This is a genomic window from Bacillus nakamurai, from assembly GCF_001584325.1.
GTDB classification, from domain to species: Bacteria; Bacillota; Bacilli; order Bacillales; family Bacillaceae; genus Bacillus; species Bacillus nakamurai.
The window spans coordinates 70020-88766 of record NZ_LSAZ01000001.1 but is presented as its reverse complement, the minus strand read 5'-3'; the positions used below and the strand labels follow the sequence as shown (position 1 = coordinate 88766).

The following is an 18747-nucleotide window of genomic DNA, read 5'->3' as shown; positions in this document are numbered from 1 at the left end:
CTTTCATAAAATTTCAAGACGGTCTCCGTTCGTAATGCCGCAGTCAGATAATTTGTGTTCTCCGGAAAAAACCGTTTCTTTATTGACCACTCTGATCCAATAGCCTTCACGCGGCGGAATGGATACATTCTGTGCCTGGCGGGCAATATCGATGACTTTTTTCACAGGATGGTAATCTGACAATCTGAGATCGAAGACACTGCCGTTATATTGTGTTAAATCGATTGTAATATCGATATACATATTCATATCACCCTTACATAGAAAGAGCGCCGTCTTCTCGATTGAATCAGGCGCTCCATTTCTTCATTCATCTTATTATCCGCGAATTTGGTTAGCGATATCTTGGTCAGTAGACTCAAGCGTATTTGCTGTTTGTTCGAGCTGATGATTCACATCTTGAAGCAATTCAGACATTTTAATAAATGAAGGTTTCAGCTGCTCATATTGATCCGCAAATGCTTCACTTGAAGCACCATCCCACATGCCTTTTAAATCAGAAATCATTCGGTTTAAGCGATCAACCTGATTCATGACCTCCTGACTTTCAACGCCATATTGCTTAGCCATCGCTCTTAGCTCTTCGGGTGTGACACGAATTAATCCAGACATATTCCTTATTACCTCCTGTGTCATCAGCCTAAATATGGGCTAATTCACTTATTTTTTGAACGTCATTATTATAAAAACAACAATTCGGTACAGTCAAACAAAACTGTTTTAATTTTACAAAATGAGTCTTATGATATAAGAGGCTTTTCGTTTAATTTACACATTTTGTAATTAAAATAGTATGATTATCTTATTATTCCTAAAACAGGAAAATGATTAGATTGTCCTATTTCATTTTTGTTCAAATGTGTCAAATCTGACAGCCTTCCAGTCTGAAAAGTAAGATGGTAAGATCAAGGTATGATGCTATAAAAAAGTAGGGATATCTATGACCAATCCGACAGACCCATTTAAATACAGTTTCGACAGGCTTGAGGATGTAGCCGATCATATCAGTGAAGTTCTCCAATGCCCGATTACAATAGAAGATGTCAATCATAAGCTGCTCGCTTACAGCACGCACAGCGATTGTACAGACCCGGCCCGCACGTCGACGATTATCGGGCGGAGGGTGCCTGAAAAAGTCATCAATAAATTGTGGAAAGACGGGACGATCCCCGCCCTTTTAAAAACCGATCAGCCGATCAAAGTGAAAGAAATTGACGAGGTCGGACTAAGCAACCGCGTTGCCATTTCCATCTGGAAAAACAGTCAGGTTCTCGGATTTATTTGGGCGCTGGAGGTCAAAAAAAAACTGAATGAAGATGATTTGCAGACGCTCCAGCTCGCTGCCAAAGCAGTGCGGAATAAGCTTTTGCATCTGCAAATCCGTAAAACGAAAATTGAAGAGCGCGGCCAGGAGTTTTTTTGGAAGATGCTGACCGGGCATATTTATCAAGAAACCGAGATGGCCGAAGGGTTTCATAAGCTCGGAATGGCGCTGCCGCCCGCGTTCAGTGTGATGATTATCCGTCTGAATGAGGAGCTGACCGAAAAAACCGAGCAGCAGCTGCAATATTTACAGGAAACAACCCAGCAAATTCACGTCCTTTTGGCGACGGCGGATTCGAATGAATTAATCTTGTTAACCGCGCCGAAAACCGATCAGCCTTTTAAAAACCTGAAGCATTTCGCCCTTCATATTCAAAAACAGCTGAAAGAGCGCTATAAAATTGAGGATGTGTCTATTGCGTTCGGCGGAATATACGAATCTATTTCATATGTATACCGTTCCTATCAGGAAGCTCTTTCTGTTTTAAAAGCGAAAGAACGGTTTGTGAGAGAAACCAAACACCTTTTCAGCTTTTCGGAGCTCGGTATATATCAATACTTGGATGTATTGGATGAAAAGCGGAAGCACAGCGGTTATATGAACTATTCATTATCGAAACTTGAACAATACGACAGAGAGCATCAGGCAGATATGGTGAAGACGCTTGAACGTTTTATTGATGCGGACAGTAATGTCAACGCCGCCGCTAAAGCGCTCAACATTCATGTTAATACGTTAAATTACAGGCTGAAACGGATCAGCCAAATCGCGGAAATTGATTTAAAAAACATCAATGAAAAGTTTACGATTTACCTTGATATCAAACTTCGAAGCATGGATTTGTGAAATTTCACAAATCCGTGTTTTTTTATTTTCTGTTTCAAACAAAGAATTTTCACAAAAATCAAGCTACACTTAAAGCATCACACAAACATTGGGGGAAACAGACATGATTATCGGGGTTCCAAAGGAAATCAAAAACAATGAAAACCGAGTTGCATTAACACCTGGAGGCGTTTCACAGCTTGTCGGACACGGCCATCGGGTTCTTGTGGAATCCGGAGCGGGCCTTGGAAGCGGCTTTACAAATGAAGATTACGTTTCCGCAGGCGCGGAGATTCTTGAAGACAGAAAGCAAGTATGGGATGCCGAAATGGTCATGAAGGTAAAAGAGCCGCTGGCTGAGGAATACGCGTATTTCCGTCAAGGCCTGGTCTTATTCACATACCTTCATTTAGCCGCAGAGCCGGAATTAGCTAAAGCGCTTACAGAAAAAGGCGTGACAGCCATTGCATACGAAACGGTAACTGACGGGCGTTCATTGCCGCTGCTTACGCCAATGTCTGAGGTGGCCGGCAGAATGGCCGCTCAAATCGGCGCCCAGTTCCTTGAAAAACCAAAAGGCGGAAAGGGAATTTTATTAGCGGGCGTACCGGGCGTATCCCGCGGAAAAGTCACCATTATCGGAGGGGGAGGCGTCGGAACAAACGCCGCGAAAATGGCTGTCGGACTCGGTGCCGATGTGACAATGATCGACGTAAACGCCGACCGCCTTCGCCAGCTTGATGATATTTTCGGGCATCAGATTAAAACACTGATCTCAAATCCTGTCAATATCGCAGACTCCGTGGCGGAAGCGGATCTTCTGATTTGCGCCGTGCTCATCCCGGGCGCCAAAGCACCGACTCTCGTTACGGAAGAAATGGTAAAACAAATGAAACCGGGATCAGTCATTGTTGATGTTGCCATCGATCAGGGCGGCATCGTTGAAACCGTTGATCATATTACAACTCACGATAACCCAACATACGAAAAACACGGTGTCGTTCACTACGCCGTGGCCAATATGCCGGGCGCCGTACCTCGCACATCGACGCTTGCGTTAACAAATGTAACCGTCCCTTACGCGCTTGAAATCGCCGATAAAGGCGCAGCCGCTGCAATTGCAGACAGCCCTGCGCTCAAAGCGGGCTTAAATACGGCAAACGGACATGTGACGTATGAAGCGGTTGCCAAAGACTTAGGCTACGATTACGTGCCTGCTGAGAAAGCGCTGCAAAGTTCAGTGACAGGAGCTTAATAGAAATGAAAAGGATGGCCGATTGACCGGCCGTCCTTTTTCTTTTTTCATCAAAAGGAAAACAGCCCCGCCGCCTCGAATATCAATTCATATCCCGAAAGAAAAAGGAGGATTCATATGGCTGTTCAGCACTATGGTGTATTAAAAGGCACTGTCTTAGATATGAGAAGGGAAACAGATGATGATTCTCCGCATTTTCAAGTCGAGATGCTTGGCGAGCCTGATACGCGCTATCGCTGCGCGATCAATGTCATGTCGAGCTCAAAGGAATCAGAGGTTCTGTATGCGGCACGCGATCACTTTGACGCAAGCGCCATTACCCTGCTTCCGAACATGCCGTATGGATTTACCGCGATTGATGAGACCAATCGTGAACTGGCGCTGGATTATGTGCGCGGCGGACTGTTTGATCCGCAGAAAATGGAGCCGCTCCCGCATGAAGTCACGGGACCGGATAATGATTTAAATGATTTTATTGAAACCTATATGCAAAAGGCCAAGGCAGAAAAAGCAACCGTCTATATTTACGGCTCTAAATTCGGGCCTGAGCCGGCGGCTGATAAGGTATTCGGGTTCAAACCGACAAACGGCATGCATAATATTCATATGAACCAAGGGAACGCGATAAATACACGCTGGAAAAAAGATAACGGCATCTGGCACGACGGCGGCATTTTGATCCAATTTTCAGACCAGTGGGCCGCAGTCTTTTTAGCTTTCTTGTCTCAGTCCTGGTGCACAAATGAGGAAGGGCATCCCTTTAAGGATTGTGATCACACACAGCTTAACAGCTGATTTTTCGTATAAAAAGCCTGCCGAATGAATCGGCAGGCTTCTTTCATTACATCTTGGCAGGTTCAGTCTGTTTCAGGCTTTCAGGCCTCATATCACGCCAATTTGTCTCGATATACTCCAGACACACCTTGCGTTTCTCGTCCTTCACGCAAGCTTCCCATCCGTCCGGCACGTCAAGATAGGCCGGCCAAAGTGAGTATTGGCCTTCGGCATTGACCAGCACATGGTATATTCCGTCCTCTTGTTCAAAGGGATTTGTCATGTCAGCTCTCTCCTTCCGTTACCGGACTGTACGCCGGCCGTTTAATTTTTTTGCCAGGATCGCGCCGATGTCTGCGAGCGGGCCCGGCTGGCATAAATCTTTATGGCGGCAGTCTAAATCATACCGCTCAATTTCTCCCGTAATATACGGTTTCCATGTGTCCGGTTCAATCGGGTCAAACCATTCAGGGATGACCGTGGACCTGAAGAACAGAACGTCTCCATGAAACGGCTGAGGCATATATTTTCCTAAAAGACCGACAGAATTGACGTATGTGTCCTTCAGATTCATCATGACAGATTCATCCAGGCTGGCTAACGCGCTTCCTTCACGTCGGAGAATCTCCAGCGCGCTGTCAAAATCAAGCGGCTGATCTCCGAGGCTGTCCGGGTCATATCCCCCTAAAGCAAGCAGCGCAATAACAGCTTCTTCGTCATCCGGCGCATTTTTAATCGGCAGAAAATGATTCGGATACGCGTCAAGCATGACCAAAAGAGAAACCTCTTCGCCCTGGCTCTGTAATTGCGTCGCCATAGCCTGAATCACATTTCCTCCGAGAGACCAGCCGAGCAGGCGGTACGGGCCTTTCGGCTGTACGGTGCGAATCTGATGAATATAGTCCGCTGCCATGTCATCTAAGCTTTGCGGAAGCTGTTCTTTTTTCCCGATGCCTCTCGCCTGTAATCCGTAAATCGGATACTCCGCTTGTAATGATGACATCAGTCCGGCATAACACCAGCTGAGGCCGCCGGCCGGGTGGACACAAAACAGCGGCGTTTCTTCCCCAGCCGTTCTGAGCGGCAGAAGAACATCCAGCGCGCTTGTTTCTGTTCCCGATTCAAGCCGTTCGGCAAGGCTCGCCACTGTAGGAGCTTCAAATAATGTCCCGATGCTGAGCTCGGCTCCCATCGCTTCCCGAATGCGGCTCATTAAATGAACTGCAAGCAATGAATGTCCGCCTAAATCAAAGAACCGGTCATCTATGCCGACCCGCGGCAAATGAAGCACTTCGGCAAACAGCTCACACAGCATTTCCTCTTGCGGTGTTCTCGGCCCCCGTCCGGTGACCGCCACTTGAAAGTCAGGGGCGGGCAGCACTTTCCGGGCGAGTTTCCCATTCGGCGTCAGCGGCAGTTCATCCATTTTCACAAAGGCTGAAGGAACCATGTAATCCGGCAGGCTTTCTCCGGCAAAGCGGCGCATGTCCCCTGTATCAAAAGCGCTGTTATCAGAACAGACAAGATAAGCGGCAAGCCGTTTATCTCCCGGCTGGTCTTCACGAACGACTACAGCAGCGTCCTCCACATCCGGATGTCTGACGAGAACGGCTTCAATTTCTCCCAGTTCAATCCTAAATCCGCGGATTTTAATCTGATGGTCAGCCCGGCCCATATAATCGAGCGAGCCGTCCGTCCGCAGACGGGCTAAATCTCCCGTCCGGTACATTCTGGTTCCCGGCGGCCCGTACGGATCAGCAACAAAGCGTTCCGCAGTCAGGCTTTGCCGCCCTAAATAACCGCGTGCCACACCCTGTCCGGAAACGTACATCTCACCGGTTATTCCGGGAGGCACTGGCTGCAATCTGTCATCAAGCACATATACGCTCAGATCAGGAATGCCGCAGCCAATGAGGCTGTTTGCCCTGAGTTCGGCAATGTTTTTGTCTAATTCGAGATAACTGACGTGCACCGTGGTTTCTGTAATGCCGTACATATTAATAAGCTTCGGCTTACTGTCAGGATGGCGGGTATACCAGTCCTCCAGCCTGCTCAGTTCAAGCGCCTCGCCGCCGAAGATGATATATCTGAGCGCAAGCTTTTGTCCGAGCTCTTTATTTTCTTTTTCCGCCTGCATCAGCTGGTAAAACGCAGACGGAGTTTGGTTAAGCACTGTAACCCGCTCTTTTGCTAGAAGGCGTAAAAATGCTTCAGGCGATCGGCTGATGTCATGCGGCACGATGACGAGCCGTCCCCCGTGAAGCAAAGGCCCCCAAATTTCCCAGACAGAGAAATCAAACGCGTAGGAATGAAACATCGTCCACACATCTTCGGAATCAAAATGGTACCAGTGCTGCGTCGATTCAAACAGCCGGACCACATTATGGTGCGGAATGATGACGCCTTTTGGCACGCCCGTTGAGCCTGACGTATAAATGACGTAAGCCGGATGAAGCGGCGACAGCGGACACATACGGTCGGCATCCTCAGGGTTCGTACCTGCATATTGTTTGAGCTCCTCTGCACTGTGCGGGTCATCAAGTATAAATGACGGCACATCGCATCCGGCAGATACCTTTAACGCAGCCTCTCGATTGGTGAGCATGTATACAGGTTTGGCATCATGCAGCATAAAAGCGATACGGTCAGCCGGGTAATCCGGATCAAGCGGCAAATATGCGGCTCCTGCTTTCAGGACGGCTAACAGTCCGACAATCATGTCCAGGGAACGCGGGAGCGCCAGTGCGACAAATTGCTCCGGCCTGACGCCCCGGGCAATCAGCATATGTGCAAGCTGATTGGCTTTTTGATTCAGCTCTCCGTACGTGAGCTCCCTTTCTTCAAATACTGCCGCCGTTTCATCAGGCTTTCGGGCGGCTTGCATTTCAAACCATTCAGGCAGACTCTTCTGAGGCTGAATGTGATGTTTTTTTCGCCAGTCAGGCAATAGGTTACGGCGCTCTTCATCAGAAAGAATAGATAAGCTCCCGATCGGCCTGTTCGGATCAGCCGCGGCTTCGGCAAGCAGTTGAAGCAGACGGCCCGCAAGTGCTTCCGCCGTTTCTTTTTTAAATAAATCAGTGCTGAATTCAAGAAGCCCCTCAATACCCGCAGGTGTGCCGTCGGCATGGCGCTGTTCGGCCAATTCCACCGTCAAATCAAATTTGGACGCACCGACGCTGTTGATTTGAAGGCTTGTTTCGATTTCGGGAAGGCTGAGCACTGGATCAGGCGTATTTTGGAAAGCGAGCATTACTTGGAAGAGCGGATGTCTCGACCGGGAACGAACCGGATTCAACACCTCAACGAGACGCTCAAACGGAACGTCCTGATTTTCATAGGCCGCCAGATTGACTTCTCTGACTCTCTCAAGGAGTTCAGAAAAACTAGGATCACCCGATGTATCGCTTCTGAGCACCAGTGTATTGATGAACATGCCCACAAGCTCACCTAATGCATCGTCACTCCGGCCGGCTATCGGGCTGCCGATCGGAATATCCGTTCCTGCACCAAGCCGGGTCAGCAATGCTGAAAGCCCTGATTGCAGCACCATAAACAGGCTCACCCGCCGGTCTCTGGCAAGTGTCAAGAGGCGGGCATGAAGATCCTGATCTATTTTGAGCGGAATGGCGCCTCCCCTGTAGCTTGATTCGGCAGGCCGTGGAAAATCGGCCGGCAGCTCCAGCTGATCCGGTACGTTTTCAAGCGTCTTCTTCCAGAAATCAAGCTGGCGCGCGATTAAGCTCTCAGAATCATTCTCACTGCCTAAAAGCTGCTGCTGCCAGAGCGCATAATCTGCGTACTGAACGCCCAGCGGCGCCCATTCGGGTTTTCTGCCCGAACGGCGCGCGGTATAGGCCGCAGACAAATCACGCATGAGAGGATTTAAGGACCAGCCGTCACCTGCAATATGATGCAGCAGCACCAACAGCGCATACTCGTCCTCGCCAAGGTCAAACAGCTCGGCGCGGATGGCCGGCTCTTTTGCGAGATCAAACCGGTAGCGGGCCGCCGCCGCAATCAGATCATGAAGCTCGCTGTCGTTTGTGTTTGTCACGGTAAATACCGGCCGCGCGTCATCAGCAGGTAAAATAAGCTGGCTTGATGAACCCTTATTCTCCGGAAAAATGGTGCGGAGGCTTTCATGGCGGCTGACGACATCGTAAAGAGCGTTTTCCAGCGCTGATTGATCCAGCTTACCTGACATACGGACGACAACCGGGATGTTGTAAGTCGGGCTCGGACCTTCAAGGCAATAGAGAAACCACAGGCGCAGCTGCGCAAATGACAGCGGGATATGCTCCGGCCGGTCAAGCGGCTTTAATGCAGGCCGTGCGCTTCTTGCGGTATCAAGCTGTGCGGCAAGGCCGGCAACGGTCGGCGTATCAAACAGCCGGCCGATGCCAAGCTCCGCTCCCATCGTCTCACGAATCCGGCTCATCAGGCGTCCCGCCAGCAGCGAATGTCCGCCTAATTCAAAGAATCCGTCATCAATGCCGACCCGTGCCAAACCGAGTACCTCTGCAAACAGTTCGCACAATATTTCCTCCTGCGGTGTGCGCGGCCCTCTTTCCGAAAGGACAGCGGCAAAATCCGGCGCAGGCAAAGCGCTGCGATCCAGCTTTTTGTTCGGTGTTAACGGCAGTTCTTCAAGCTGGACAAAGGCGCTCGGAACCATGTAATCCGGCAGGCTTTCGCCCATATACGCACGCAGCTCAGCGATATCAAGATTGTGTTTTGCCACGCCATAAGCCGCCAAACGCTTGTCTCCCGGCTGATCCTCACGAACAACCGCAGCGGCCTGCATCATACCGGGATACGCCGACAGCACCGTTTCAATCTCGCCTAATTCAATTCGGAACCCGCGGATTTTGATTTGATGGTCCGCCCTGCTGATATAATCGAGCGAGCCATCCTCGCGCCAGCGCACGAGATCTCCGGTACGGTACATCCTTGCACCCGCCGGGCCGAACGGATCAGCAACAAAGCGCTCCGCCGTTAAATCAGGCCGATTATAATAGCCTCTGGCAAGCCCGGCGCCCGCGATATAAAGTTCGCCCGCAATTCCCGGCGGGACGGGCTGCAGTGCAGCATCCAATACATATACCTGCGTATTCCAAATCGGTTTTCCGATCGGAGGCACTCCGGCTTGTCCCTTTTTAAGCGGCTGAGCGGATGACCAGATTGTTGTTTCAGTAGGCCCGTATAAATTAGTAACCGAACAGCCTAATGCGAGCAGCGCCTGCATAAGTGAGCTCGGAAGCGCTTCTCCCCCGACAAGCACCTTAAGCGTTCGGAGCGCTTCCGGTTCATTCGTGACAAGCGAGTGCCATAATGTCGGCGTCGCCTGCATGATCGTAATACCAAACGATTGGATCATTTTCGAAAGCGCCTGCGGTTCCCGGATAGTCTCTTTGCGGGCAATGACGCAGCCCGCTCCGCTGATGAGCGGAAGGAACAGCTCAAGCCCTGAAATATCAAACGCCGCAGTAGTGACGGCTAGCAGGCGGTCTTGCGCTCCGATCGGGAACATTTCCTGCATGGATAATAGGAAATTGCTGACGCTTTTTAAAGTGACAACAACGCCTTTCGGTCTGCCTGTTGACCCCGAAGTATAAATGATATATGCGGGGTGAAGAGGTGAAATGCCGTCCGTTTGAATGGGGCTGTCCGCGGTATGCTTGGCGGCTGCTTTTACTGTCACCGGATCATCCAGTATGATCTTTTCCGCATTGCTTTCTCCCGGCAAACGGTCTGACAAATCCGAAGAGGTAATCAGACAGACAGGCTGTGCATCCTTGAGCATGTATGTGATCCGGTCAGATGGAAAATCAGGATCAAGCGGCAGGTAAGCGGCTCCCGTTTTCAAAACGGCGAGCATGCTGATCACCAAGTCCGCTGACCGGGGAAGCAGCAATGCTGCAAATTGCTCTGGCCCAAGCCCCTTTTCCTTTAACAAATGCGCAAGCTGATTCGCCCGCCTGTTCAGTTCGGCGTAACTCAGTTCTTCGTTTTCACTGATGATCGCCGGGCGGTCCGGTGTTTTGGCAGCCTGATCGTGAAACAGGTCTGACAAACATTTTTGCCTTTGTGTCTTTGCTGTGTCATTCCAATGTTTCAGCACGCTGCTGCGCTCGTTCTCAAGCAGAAGATTGATCCTCCCGATTTTTTCCGTTTGATTGTGTACGGCGGTTTCCAACAGAAGCAGGAAGCGGTTTTGATGATCTTTTGCATCCTGCGCGCTGTATACTTCCGGATTCGCGTCAAAGTCCACCCGCAAACCGGTGCCGTCTGATCTGTCGTAGACGTTAATCGACAGATCATCAACCGGCCCTGCTGACAAATTATGAACAGTGCCCTTCGCCCCCGCAAAATCAAGTCCGTAATCAAACGGCATCACATTGATGAGCGGGCCGAACAGCCTGCGGTTTTCACCTATCAATTTAAGGTCGCGGCGCAGGTCTTCATGACGGTATTTTTGATGGCGCCGGATGCTGCGGATTTCTTTTGACACTTGGCTGACCGCCTCGTGAAAGCTCATATCCGGGCGGAGAGAAAGGCGTAACGGAAGAAGGTTCATCGCCATGATCGGAATATTCAGTGAAATCGATCCGATACGGCCCATCATCGGCAATCCGAGCACCACATCCCTTGCATTTGTCAAACGGTGAATATAGACCGCTGCCGCCGCCGTGACGACTTCATGCCAATTGGGGAATGACTTCAAGGCGGTTAAAGCCGGTTCAGACATATAAGCCGTGCAGCGATGAAAGCTATTCGACGTTCTCGGCGCCCTTTCCGCCAAACTGACGACATCAGGCCCGTCCGCAAACCGCTCCAGCCAAAAGGCACGATCCTCCCGAAACCTCTCCGAGGCGCGATAATCGTGATCTTCTTGAATCAATTGCGGCAAAGAACCAAAGGAGCGCCCATCATCCGGACGTCCCCTTGTGATTTCGGTGTACATTTGTGCCGTACGCCGGGCCAGCAGTGAAAAACCGTAGCCGTCTATCGCAATATGGTGAATGCGCTGATACCAGAAAAAGCGTTCCGGCCCCGCCTTAAATAAAACTTCACGAAACAGCGGGCCGCTAGTAATATCAACAGGTTCAGCCAGATCGGCCTGCATCAGGCGGAGAGCCGCCTGTTTCGGATCAGCTTCCGCACTGACGTCGATCACATCAAGTGTAATCTCTGGAGACGGATTGATGATTTGCCACGGCCCGTCCATATCCTCTCCGAATCGGGCGTGTAACGATGCAGTCTCCGTTAAAACGCGCTCAAGCGCCGTTTCAAACAGTTGAACATCAATTATGCCGTTAATCTCAATATACTCGCCTGTATTGTAAATCGGATTATCAGGATCAAGCTGCTGTGCAAACCAGATACCGGCCTGGGCGCCTGTCAGAGGCAGCTGTTGTGTATCATGCATTCTATTCTCTCCCTTATAAATAATCTGCGTTCGGCAAGACTTTTTGAGATCGGGAAGAAAGCAGTCTCCACCACTCTTCAAGCGTCGGGTTTTCCGCCAGTTCGACAAAAGTGACTTCAGCTCCCGCACGGCGCCATTGTTCGACAAGACTCATGATTCTGACCGAATCAAGCCCTCTGTCCAGTAAATCTTCATGCTCATCAATATCAGACGGCGATTCTTGAAGGAGCGCCGCAATTTGCTCCAGCACCCTGCCTTTCGTCAGAACCGCGGAACCTGTCTCAACCCCCGGTTCCTCACCGGAGTGAGACACTCCGTTCAGACACTCCAGCACCTCACTTGTCAAAGCAGTGAACGCACAGCGTTCTGCCGCGTATGTTAAAGCCATCTTGTGCTTCTCTGCAGAAAAATCAGCAACCGCATCCCCGATAAAAAAGCTTTGGATATCTTCCATAAACGCCTCACAGGCCGTCACGAGGCAGCCGATGTGCGCATAAATTCCCGTAATGATCAGCTGGTCTCTCCCGCTTTCACGCATGATGTTCAGAAGATTGGTTCGTTTAAACGCGCTGTATCTCCATTTTGTCAGGACAATATCCTGATCGTCGGGGGCAAGCTCCTTGATGACTTTTTCCTCGTAAGGGCCGCTTTTAAGCCCCGGACCCCAAAAGTCTGTCAGAAGGGCACGATCGGCCGGATCTTGGCTCCCCGGCTGAGCGGTATATACGACCGGAATACCGAGCGCCTTGCACTGCTCTTTTAATTTGCTGATATTGGCCGCCGCATCCGTGATCGGGGACTCTCCCTTCATAAAGGCATCGACGAAATAATTTTGCATGTCATGAATTAAAAGCACCGCGCGTTTAGGATTAAGATTCCATGATACTTTATTTTTCGGCATATCTGACGCTGTTGGCAGCGCATATGCAGGAATAGCCGGAATAGCCATGTAAACACTTCCTTTTATGATTATAGTTCGATTTGGGCAGGCTTCAGTTTTTGGGCGATCGTTTCCCGAAGGTCCTTTTTACTGACCTTCCCGACGCCCGTTTGCGGGAATGAGCTGATAAATTCAATCCGGTCGGGAATTTTATACGCAGCAAGTCCCCGTTTTCGCAAAAACGCTTTCAGCTCTCCCGGTTTTGGCGTTTCTCCTTTTGGTATGACGAACACACAGGACCGCTCGCCGAGAAAATCATCTGGCATTGACACCATGGCTGCATCATGAACGGCAGGATGGGCAAGAAGATGGTTTTCTACCTCCTCAGCGGCGATTTTTTCACCGCCCCGATTGATTTGATCTTTCGCACGCCCCTCGACGACGATATAGCCGGACGGCGTCAGTCTGACGATATCGCCTGTTTGATAAAAACCGTCAGCGGTAAATGACCTTTCATTATGCTCAGGCGCTTTATAATAACCGCGGATCGTGTAAGGACCGCGCGTAAGCAAATGGCCGGTTTCGCCGGGTTCTACATCCCGTCCGTCATCATCTATCACCCGCACCTCGTCAAATGGTGACATCGGTTTACCTTGAGTGTTGACGATGATGTCCTCAGGATCATCCAGTCTCGTATAATTCACCAGGCCTTCCGCCATACCGAAAACCTGCTGGAGCGTGCACCCGAACGCGGTCTTCACCCTGCGGGCCGCCTCGGCGCTGAATTTCGCGCCTCCCACTTGCAGCACTTGGAGACTGGATAAATCATTTCGGCGTGAACCCGCAGCTTCCATCCACACCATCGCAAGCGGCGGAACGAGCGCGGTAATGGTCACATTTTCTTGTTCAATCAAAGGGAAGCAATCATCAGGACTCGGCGTCGGTGATAAGACAACCCGTCCCCCCGCATATAAAGTTCCCAGAACACCCGGTGAGCTGAGCGGATAATTATGTGCAGTCGGCAGGGCAGCCAAATAGACACTTTGATCATCGAGTCCGCAAATTTCCGCACTGAGGCGCAAACTGTATATGTAATCATCATGGGTTCGGGGAATCAGTTTGGACAGCCCTGTGCTGCCTCCGGACAGCTGCAAAAAGGCAACCTCCGCCGGGCTTACTTCCTCCAGCCGAAGAGGCTCCGTATGCAGGCGGCTCAGCTGCTGGAATTCTTCAGCCTCTCCCGCCACAATCACATGTTCCAAAGACGGAAGCTTGTCTTTTACCTGCCTTGCAAGGCCTCTGTAATCAAATCCTGAATGCGTATCAGGAATGATGTAGGCTTTCGCCTCTGCAAACTCACAAAAATACGTAATCTCACTGCTTCTATGGGAAGGCAGCGCAAAAACAGGCAGCGCCCCCAAGCGGAACAGCGCGAAAATCACTTCAAAAAACTCAGCTATATTCGGAAGCTGTATCACGACCCGGTCTTCTTTTCGAATTCCGAGCTTGTACAGGCCGGCCGCTAAACGATCTGCTCTTTCATCTAATTCTTTGTAGCTCCAATGTGCGTCTCCGCATGTAACGGCAGTACAATTTCCATATAAAGCGGCCCGCTCTTTCAGCACTCCTCCGAAGGTTTCACCCTTCCAGCAGCCGTTTTTGCGGTATTGATCCTCTAACTCTTTCGGCCACGGCGTAAATCCAGTCAGCACGATCCATTTCCCCTTTCTCCATTACATGTCATCTTGATAAAGCCCCATCGCGCGGAGCATCGTGCGGAATTTAGCAGATGTCTCGTCCAATTCATCCTGAGGTTTTGATCCGGCGACAATTCCGGCGCCTGCAAACAGGCGGAGAGAACGCGCTTCCGCCTCTGCGCAGCGCAGTGCGATAATCCATTCTCCGTCACCTTCCGCATCACACCAGCCTGCCATTCCCGTATAAAATCCGCGGTCAAACGGTTCAATATCAAAAATCGCCTCCCGTGCCGCATCTGTCGGCGTTCCGCATACCGCCGGAGTCGGATGAAGAGCAATAGCCAGCTCAAGTGAAGTCGTTGACGGATCAGAAAGCTCTCCCCTCACCTCGGTTGAAAGGTGCCACATGGCCTCCGTTTGGATGAGCGACGGTTTATCCGGCACATCAAGTTCCCGGCAGAACGGTTTAAGGGCAGCGGCAACGGCAGCGACGACAACGGCATGTTCATGCAGGTCCTTGGCTGAAGCCAGCAATTCATCCGCTCTTCTTTGATCCTCAATCGGATCTGCACTTCGCGGTCTTGAGCCCGCCAAAGGATTGGACATAATCTCCGTTCCGGTTTTAGAAAGAAGCAGCTCAGGGCTTGCGCCGAAAAGTGTTTTCCGCGTCTCTGATGTTCCTGTCACATCTGCGGCAAACGTATAGCCGTGCGGATTGTGCTGCGCCAAATGCTTAACGGCCTGATGAATATCAATATCCTTTTCTGCGGTCAGAAGGAGCGTTCTTGACAGCACAATCTTACTGAGCGGGCCGTCCGTAATGTTGAAAACGCCTTTCTCCACACCGCTCATGTAGCCCTCAGGCTCCGGCACGGGCAAAATGTCGTATGTATTTCTCTGCGGTTTTTCAGGTGTAATTGGCATAAATAAAAGCGATTCGGCCAAATGAACGTCTCTCGGGACAAAAAGCTGTGAAGCCTTTGTGCCGTCAAAAGGAATGGCCCCTGCCACAATCGGATGTTTTATACCGGAGCGTTTCGCCTGATCAAGCGTACGCATTACACGTTCAGGCAGCGTGTCCAGCTGCGAATCGGCCTCTGCTTCCGGCACCTTCGCAAATATCCCTTCCGCAAGCATCGTGCTGCGGGGGGAAGCTAAAAAGAATGCCCCTGGCTGATAAGCTTCAAGCACCTCTTTTGCTGACATCTCCGTCAATAAATGTTGGTTTGACATGTCCGTACCTCCTTATCGTGAATCAAACGCCTAAAGTAGCGCCGCCATCGACGCATAAATCGTGCATCGTAATATGATTTGCCTGTTCAGAGGCTAAAAAAAGAATGGCATTTGCAATATCAGAAGGCTTTGCCAGTTTTTTCAGCGGAATTCCTGTTTTATATGTGTCGAGAGAGCCTGCAATTACATCTCTGGCCCCATTTTCATTCTGCCAAAGCGCCCTCTGCATTTCCGTTTCGGTTGAACCGGGAGACACGATGTTGCAGCGGATGTTATATTCCGCAAGCTCCAGTCCGAGGCATTTCGTAAACATGACGGCTGCCGCTTTTGACGCGGCATAAGCAGCCATGGACGCCCGAGGTACGCCGGCCGCATTTGATCCGACCGTAACGATGACGCCTTTTTTTCGCTCTATCATGTACCGGCTGACTGCGCGCGAGACGTTAAACACGCCGGTTGTATTGACGGAGAATGTTTTTGCCCAGTCTTCGTCGCTGAGGGAATGGATCAGCCCCGGCCGAAGCACTCCGGCGACATTGACCAGTATCTCAATAGGCCCCATCTCACGTTCAATTGCCGCAGTAACATCGTTTACAGCAGCACTGTCCGATACATCAGCGGTAAAAGCTTGAGCGCGCACGCCTTCACTTTGAAGTCTTTCCGTAAGCTCTTGAAGCTTCTCTTCATTCGTATCTATAGCGGCCACATTCACGCCTTGTTCAGCAAGGGCCAGCGCCGTTGCTTTTCCAATGCCTTGAGCGGCGCCGGTGACGAAAGCGGTTTTCCCTTTCATTCCCAATGCGTCCATATCATCATACCCTTCCTGTATTGATAATGATTATCATTATCAATTATGATTCAAGACAATCATATCCAAATCAAATCTCTCAGTCAATTAGAAATTTGGAATCAGCCGTTTTTAGTCCGAAGTACCCGTTTTTTTCAGACAGATGAAAATGAGGTATGAGGCCCGCCCGGATTTAGGGCAAACCGCAGGGCCCGGCTGATTAATACCGGGAGAACGGAAATATGGCCCTCGCCCTCAAACTCGCGGTATTCGGCACGCACTCCTTTGCTCTCAAGCTCTGATAATACCGAAAACAGTGCTTTTGCATGCTCGGGAATCCGGCTCTTATGGCTTTTTTCAATTTCTCCGGCCGCTAAGAGAACGCTTACGTCAAGCTCTGCATCCCGCAGGCGTGCTGCAAAGCGCTCCGCCTCTTCTTGGATGAACCGTTTGTTCCAATGAATGGACGGGCTTCCTGCAATATAGGTCTGGAACAGCTCAGGTCTTGTTAAAAGCACTTGCAGCACAAAAAGGCCGCCCAATGAATGGCCGAAAATCGTCTGTCTGCCTGTGTCGATGCGAAAATCGCGCTCCACTTCAGGCTTTAATTCTTCCTCAATAAATGACAAAAACTCTTCTGCTCCTCCATGCTCAGGCCACGCCGCCCCTTTCGGATGCACCGGCAGCTCTGATTCGGGCAGAGGCAGCGTAAAATCACAGTGGCGCACGGCAGAAAACGGCTGGTCAGTCGGATAACCGATTCCGACAATCACAGCAGGAACAACACCTGTTTTCTCAGGCCGGCGGCTTTGCACCCGTAAAGCCTCCGCCATCGTTCCGAACACGGAATTGCCGTCAAGCAGGTAAATGACGGGGAAACCGGACGGAGGCGGTTCTTCCAGCGGACTGGACAAAAAAATTTGATATACACGGTCTCCTTTCCGAGAACGCATCTTTCTCACTTCTGTACCCGGAATCGTAAATTGCCCGCCCGTCACAATTTCCTGCTTTGTTTTTTTTCCGTCCATAATCAGTCCATCCCCTCTTTATTAATTGCTTTATATATACTTATTGATAATGATTTTCAATATCAAAAGACACCTCAAATAATAGATTTTTTGCCAAACAAAGTCAATGGATTTCCATATAAAAAAGGCACCTTACATCAATAAGGTACCTAAGCACTATTGCGTGATATGAATTAATCCCATACGAAACGCTGATTTTTCCACGGATCACCCCTCATATGATAGCCGTTTTTCTCCCAAAAACCGGGGTGGTTTTCCTTCGTGAATTGGATGCCGCGCAGCCACTTGGCGCTTTTCCAAAAATAGAGATGGGGAAAAACGCCTCTGAGCGGATAGCCGTGCTCCGGCGTTAAAGGCTCACCGTTATGGGCGTATGCGAGTAAAGATGTTTCCCGTGTGAAATCGGAGAGCGGCAGATTGGCGGTCCAGCCTTCCTCGGCGTGAAGAATGACGTATCCCGCTTCTTTTTGCACCCCCGCTTTCTCAGCGATATCTTTTGCCCGCACTCCTTCCCATACATTGTCAAGCCGGGACCAGCCCGTTACGCAGTGAATATCATTTTCTGATTCGGTTTTCGGAAATGATGATTTTATATCTTCAAAGCTTAACAGCATCGGCTGATCAACAAGACCGTAAACTTGCAGGTTCCACTTTGACAAATCTTCATAGTAAGGAACATTTCCGGCGTGCAGCACGGGGAATTTCGTGGTGACATTTTGGTTGGGCGGCACTCTTTCCGATTGTGCTGTTTGTTTCGTTTTCCCGAAAAACATATGGCACCTCCATTTTTGTAAACCTTCGAAAAAATCATGTTGACAATTATTTTTGCTTCCATTACGCTATTCTGGTACAAGTATAAGGGGGAAAACAGATGAATCAACGTAAACTTCGTGCCGGCGATATGGCGCTTATCGGGATGTTTGCCGCACTGATGGGTGTCGGCGCCAACATTACATCAATGGCTCCCTTTTTGCAAGTTGCGGGAATTCCTTTATCTCTTCAGCCGTTCTTTTGTCTGTTAGCGGCGATGCTTCTCGGCAGCAGGCGCGCAGCCATTGCGATGACGGTTTATGCACTGGCCGGATTAGCCGGGGCACCCATTTTTGCTCAATTCTCAGCGGGCTTTGCCCCATTTCTCGGAAAAAGCGGCGGATTTATTCTCGCTTACATTCCGGCAGCATTTGCCGCAGGCTGGCTGTTAGAAAGAAAAGCTGAGCCCGGCCGGTTTCTTTATATCGCAGCTTCTCTCATCGGGACCGGCGTCATTTATGTGATCGGCACGACTTATATGTATATTGCGCTGAAACTGTGGCTTCATGCGCCGATCAGCTATGGTACAGCCTGGTTTTATATGGTTTGGTTTTTCATAAAAGATATCATCTTAGCCATTTTATTGGCTTTTATTGCACCCGCCATTTATCGTTCTATTCATAAAGCGACAGGTTTCAAAAGAAATCATACGTCATCCATATAAGAACGGCCAAAAAGGCTCCCTGATAAGGGAGCCTTTTT

Annotated in this window: 14 protein-coding genes; 4 read left to right on the top strand and 10 right to left on the bottom strand. The window is 50.1% G+C overall.

What is annotated here, in order from left to right; genetic code table 11:
- Nucleotides 1-3 precede the first annotated feature (3 nt).
- Both yukD and AXI59_RS00440 read right to left on the bottom strand, forming a co-directional pair.
- Nucleotides 4-243, bottom strand: coding sequence for an ESX secretion system protein YukD (yukD, locus tag AXI59_RS00445; RefSeq protein WP_061522283.1), 240 nt, complete (start codon nt 241-243; stop codon nt 4-6).
- Nucleotides 244-318: 75 nt separating this feature from the next.
- Nucleotides 319-612 (bottom strand): WXG100 family type VII secretion target, encoded by a 294-nt coding sequence (locus tag AXI59_RS00440; protein WP_013353414.1) that lies wholly within the window; start codon nt 610-612, stop codon nt 319-321.
- Between the two features lie 328 nt (nt 613-940).
- Between AXI59_RS00440 and AXI59_RS00435 the strand changes: the two genes are divergently transcribed.
- The 3 genes from AXI59_RS00435 (at nt 941) to AXI59_RS00425 (ending at nt 4199) form a co-directional block, all read left to right on the top strand.
- Nucleotides 941-2170: a PucR family transcriptional regulator gene (locus tag AXI59_RS00435; RefSeq protein ID WP_061527084.1), complete on the top strand. Its 1230-nt coding sequence runs from the start codon at nt 941-943 to the stop codon at nt 2168-2170.
- Nucleotides 2171-2273: 103 nt separating this feature from the next.
- Nucleotides 2274-3404 carry an alanine dehydrogenase gene (gene ald / locus AXI59_RS00430; protein WP_061527083.1) on the top strand — a complete coding sequence of 377 codons (1131 nt, stop codon included), beginning with the start codon at nt 2274-2276 and terminating at the stop codon, nt 3402-3404.
- A gap of 117 nt (nt 3405-3521) precedes the next feature.
- Nucleotides 3522-4199, top strand: a complete 678-nt coding sequence (locus AXI59_RS00425; protein WP_061527082.1) for a YukJ family protein — start codon at nt 3522-3524, stop codon at nt 4197-4199.
- A gap of 46 nt (nt 4200-4245) precedes the next feature.
- On the opposite strand, the gene AXI59_RS00420 is transcribed toward AXI59_RS00425, so the two are convergent.
- The 8 genes from AXI59_RS00420 to AXI59_RS00385 all read right to left on the bottom strand — a co-directional run bounded on the left by AXI59_RS00420 (nt 4246) and on the right by AXI59_RS00385 (nt 18008).
- A complete protein-coding gene (locus tag AXI59_RS00420; protein ID WP_061522279.1) occupies nt 4246-4461 on the bottom strand; it encodes an MbtH family protein in 216 nt (71 codons plus the stop codon).
- Between the two features lie 18 nt (nt 4462-4479).
- Complete coding sequence (locus AXI59_RS00415) at nt 4480-11610, bottom strand: amino acid adenylation domain-containing protein (RefSeq protein WP_061527081.1); 7131 nt, start codon at nt 11608-11610, stop codon at nt 4480-4482.
- Between the two features lie 13 nt (nt 11611-11623).
- Complete coding sequence (locus AXI59_RS00410) at nt 11624-12559, bottom strand: isochorismatase (RefSeq protein ID WP_061527080.1); 936 nt, start codon at nt 12557-12559, stop codon at nt 11624-11626.
- 20 nt (nt 12560-12579) lie between these two features.
- Nucleotides 12580-14202, bottom strand: a complete 1623-nt coding sequence (locus tag AXI59_RS00405; RefSeq protein ID WP_061527079.1) for a (2,3-dihydroxybenzoyl)adenylate synthase — start codon at nt 14200-14202, stop codon at nt 12580-12582.
- Nucleotides 14203-14223: 21 nt separating this feature from the next.
- Nucleotides 14224-15420, bottom strand: a complete 1197-nt coding sequence (gene dhbC, locus AXI59_RS00400) for an isochorismate synthase DhbC (protein WP_061527078.1) — start codon at nt 15418-15420, stop codon at nt 14224-14226.
- A gap of 22 nt (nt 15421-15442) precedes the next feature.
- A complete protein-coding gene (locus AXI59_RS00395; RefSeq protein WP_061527077.1) occupies nt 15443-16228 on the bottom strand; it encodes a 2,3-dihydro-2,3-dihydroxybenzoate dehydrogenase in 786 nt (261 codons plus the stop codon).
- 134 nt (nt 16229-16362) lie between these two features.
- Complete coding sequence (locus AXI59_RS00390) at nt 16363-17235, bottom strand: alpha/beta hydrolase (RefSeq protein ID WP_061527076.1); 873 nt, start codon at nt 17233-17235, stop codon at nt 16363-16365.
- 173 nt (nt 17236-17408) lie between these two features.
- On the bottom strand, nt 17409-18008 hold the full coding sequence (locus AXI59_RS00385) for a sulfite oxidase-like oxidoreductase (RefSeq protein WP_061527075.1): 600 nt from the start codon (nt 18006-18008) through the stop codon (nt 17409-17411).
- 98 nt (nt 18009-18106) lie between these two features.
- Here AXI59_RS00385 and AXI59_RS00380 point away from each other — a divergent pair, with 98 nt between their 5' ends.
- On the top strand, nt 18107-18709 hold the full coding sequence (locus tag AXI59_RS00380; protein ID WP_061522271.1) for a biotin transporter BioY: 603 nt from the start codon (nt 18107-18109) through the stop codon (nt 18707-18709).
- Nucleotides 18710-18747 lie beyond the last annotated feature (38 nt).

Coding starts and splice junctions, on each gene's coding strand:
- AXI59_RS00410 (WP_061527080.1), bottom strand. CDS start 12,559: ATGGCTATTCCGGCTATTCCTGCATATGCGCTGCCAACAGCGTCAGAT.
- AXI59_RS00425 (WP_061527082.1), top strand. CDS start 3,522: ATGGCTGTTCAGCACTATGGTGTATTAAAAGGCACTGTCTTAGATATG.
- yukD (WP_061522283.1), bottom strand. CDS start 243: ATGTATATCGATATTACAATCGATTTAACACAATATAACGGCAGTGTC.
- AXI59_RS00420 (WP_061522279.1), bottom strand. CDS start 4,461: ATGACAAATCCCTTTGAACAAGAGGACGGAATATACCATGTGCTGGTC.
- AXI59_RS00380 (WP_061522271.1), top strand. CDS start 18,107: ATGAATCAACGTAAACTTCGTGCCGGCGATATGGCGCTTATCGGGATG.
- AXI59_RS00415 (WP_061527081.1), bottom strand. CDS start 11,610: ATGCATGATACACAACAGCTGCCTCTGACAGGCGCCCAGGCCGGTATC.
- AXI59_RS00385 (WP_061527075.1), bottom strand. CDS start 18,008: ATGTTTTTCGGGAAAACGAAACAAACAGCACAATCGGAAAGAGTGCCG.
- dhbC (WP_061527078.1), bottom strand. CDS start 15,420: ATGTCAAACCAACATTTATTGACGGAGATGTCAGCAAAAGAGGTGCTT.
- AXI59_RS00435 (WP_061527084.1), top strand. CDS start 941: ATGACCAATCCGACAGACCCATTTAAATACAGTTTCGACAGGCTTGAG.
- AXI59_RS00440 (WP_013353414.1), bottom strand. CDS start 612: ATGTCTGGATTAATTCGTGTCACACCCGAAGAGCTAAGAGCGATGGCT.
- AXI59_RS00390 (WP_061527076.1), bottom strand. CDS start 17,235: ATGGACGGAAAAAAAACAAAGCAGGAAATTGTGACGGGCGGGCAATTT.
- ald (WP_061527083.1), top strand. CDS start 2,274: ATGATTATCGGGGTTCCAAAGGAAATCAAAAACAATGAAAACCGAGTT.
- AXI59_RS00395 (WP_061527077.1), bottom strand. CDS start 16,228: ATGGACGCATTGGGAATGAAAGGGAAAACCGCTTTCGTCACCGGCGCC.